Genomic DNA, 2,496 nt, shown 5'->3' with positions numbered 1-2,496 from the left:
CGTAAGCGCTGTCCTGACCCCACCTTCCGGATCATCGCTTGATCATTGATGTTCAACCTCGAAAGAGGGCTAGGACATATGTCGATTTCAGAACTTACGCTTAAATCCAAGGATGAGCCGATACGCCGGTTTGAGGTGTTCACAGGCAATGGCCGTCGTCGCGAATGGAGCGACGATCAGAAGGCGCAGATCATTGCGGAGAGTTGCGAGCCCGGCGTCACGGTGTGCTCTGTGGCGCGGCGGCATGGATTGACGCCGCAGCAGTTGTTCACATGGCGACGGCTCGCCCGAAAGCCGCTTGATGTGTTGTCGGTGCCGGAGCAAGCACCAATGTTTGCACCAGCAGTCGTCGTGTCGCCCGAGAATTCGGAACCGAAGAGGGCGCGGCAAGCACGTTTGCCAAGAAGAACTTCTCCGGAGGCGGCCATTGAATTGCGGATTGATGGAGCCTGGCTGCGTATTGCCTCTGGCACCGATGCTGCAACCATTGCCGCCGTCATCCAGGCGTTGAAGGCTCAGTCGTGATTGGCCCGTCCGGTGCGGTAAAAGTGATGATCGCCACCAAGCCTGTCGACTTCCGCAAAGGTGCTGAAGGATTGGCGGCATTGGTAAAGGCCCAGATGGGTGCCGACCCGTTCTCGGGCACGATCTACGTATTCCGGGCCAAACGAACGGACCGGATCAAGCTGATCTTCTGGGACGGCAGCGGCGTGTGCCTGGTCGCCAAGCGGATCGAGGATGGCGAGTTCCATTGGCCTCGAATGCAAGACGGTGTGATGCATCTGACGGCCGCCCAGTTCTCGGCTCTGTTCGAAGGATTGGACTGGAAACGCGTGCATGCGCCGAGCGAAACGCGCACGCCGATAAAGGCCGGATAACGGGCGCGACCAATTGAATCAGAGCCATTCAGCGTCTCGCTCCGAGCGGCAAAATATGCTGTTCTCGATCCATGACGATGACGGCAGACGAGCTTCCGGATGACCTGAACGCGCTGAAAGCAATGGTGCTTTCGCGTGAGGCGGAGAATGCCCGCCTGCGGCAGATCATCAAGGAATTACAGCGTCACCGCTTTGGTCGACGGGCAGAGACGCTTCCAGAGGACCAGCTTCTGCTTGGGCTTGAAGAGGCCGAACAGATCGAGGCTGCCGGGCTGGAAGAGAAGGAACAAGGCTCGACTGCTCTGCGCCAGGCGCAGGTCGCTAAACGGCGTACGAACCGGGGTTCACTGCCAGCGCACCTGCCGCGCGTCGAGATCGTGGTCGATATCGATAACCATGCCTGCCCCTGCTGCCGCAACGACCTGCATCGGATCGGCGAGGATGTCAGCGAGAAGCTCGATCTTGTGCCCGCCCAATTCCGGGTGCTCGTGCTGCGCCGCCCGAAGTATGCCTGCCGGGCCTGTGAAGAAGTCGTTGTCCAGGCTCCGGCCCCGGCAAGGCTGATCGAGGGCGGCATCCCGACAGAGGCAACCGTCGCCCAGGTGCTGGTATCTAAATATGCTGACCACCTGCCGCTGTATCGCCAGGCGCAAATCTACAAGCGTCAGGGCATCGACCTCGACCGTTCGACGCTCGCCGACTGGGTCGGTCGCGCCGCCTGGCATCTACGCCCGGTCCATCAGCGGCTGCTCGATCATCTGAAGTCATCGTCCAAGCTCTTCGCCGACGAGACGACGGCCCCGGTGCTCGATCCGGGACGTGGCAAAACCAAGACCGGCCAGCTTTGGGCTTATGCACGAGATGACCGGCCGTGGCAGGGCGATGACCCGCCCGGTGTCACCTATGTCTATGCGCCAGATCGCAAAGGCGAACGACCGATGGCCCATCTCGACGGCTTCGTCGGCATCCTGCAGGTAGACGGCTACAGTGGATATCGCCCGCTCGCGGCAAAGAACACCGTGTCGCTGGCCTTCTGCTGGTCCCACGTTCGACACCGCTTCTATGAGCTTGCTGCCGCTGGTCCGGCACCCATCGCCAGCGAGGCGCTGCGACGCATCGGCGAACTTTACAGGATCGAAGAAGAGATACGTGGCCGGCCCCACGAGGAGCGTCGTGTCGCCCGTCAGGAAAAAAGTCGTCCGATTACCGACAGCCTCGCTCCCTGGCTGCGTGAACAACTCGGCTACATCAGCCAGAAGACAAAACTCGCCGAAGCAATCCGCTATGCCTTGTCACGCTGGGACGGCTTGACCCGCTTCATCGACGATGGCCGGATCGAGATCGATTCCAACGTCGTCGAACGATCAATCAGGCCAATTGCCCTCAATCGCAAAAATGCGCTATTTGCCGGTTCTGACGCCGGGGCCGAACACTGGGCGACTATCGCCTCGCTCATCGAGACGGCAAAGCTCAACAATGTCGAGCCACTGGCCTATCTCTCAGACGTCCTCACCAAGATCGTCAACAATCATCCAAATAGCCAGATCGACGACCTGCTGCCTTGGGCCTATGCCGCAACGCACGATCTCAAAGCCGTGGCCTGAAAACAGCGCTTACC

3 protein-coding genes are annotated in these 2,496 nt (G+C 60.2%); all 3 read left to right on the top strand.

The window, feature by feature from the left end; translation table 11 throughout:
• The first annotated feature begins 48 nt into the window (after positions 1-48).
• Positions 49-525, top strand: coding sequence for an IS66-like element accessory protein TnpA (gene tnpA / locus ABWW11_RS25255; RefSeq protein ID WP_109366348.1), 477 nt, complete (start codon positions 49-51; stop codon positions 523-525).
• Positions 522-878, top strand: coding sequence for an IS66 family insertion sequence element accessory protein TnpB (gene tnpB, locus ABWW11_RS25250; protein ID WP_109366349.1), 357 nt, complete (start codon positions 522-524; stop codon positions 876-878). The genes tnpA and tnpB overlap by 4 nt, the downstream gene beginning before the upstream one ends.
• A 71-nt stretch (positions 879-949) precedes the next feature.
• A complete protein-coding gene (tnpC, locus tag ABWW11_RS25245; RefSeq protein WP_109366350.1) occupies positions 950-2,482 on the top strand; it encodes an IS66 family transposase in 1,533 nt (510 codons plus the stop codon).
• The last annotated feature ends 14 nt before the right edge of the window (positions 2,483-2,496 follow it).

Origin of the sequence: Brucella sp. NBRC 113783 (genome assembly GCF_040372265.1) — a bacterium.
GTDB classification, from domain to species: domain Bacteria; phylum Pseudomonadota; class Alphaproteobacteria; order Rhizobiales; family Rhizobiaceae; genus Brucella; species Brucella teleogrylli.
The sequence above is the reverse complement of the archived record's forward strand: the minus strand, read 5'-3'. Positions and strand labels throughout refer to the sequence as shown.

Bases quoted from the DNA above. Each gene is read 5' to 3' on its own strand.
- tnpA (WP_109366348.1), top strand. From the start codon at position 49: ATGTTCAACCTCGAAAGAGGGCTAGGACATATGTCGATTTCAGAACTT.
- tnpC (WP_109366350.1), top strand. From the start codon at position 950: ATGACGATGACGGCAGACGAGCTTCCGGATGACCTGAACGCGCTGAAA.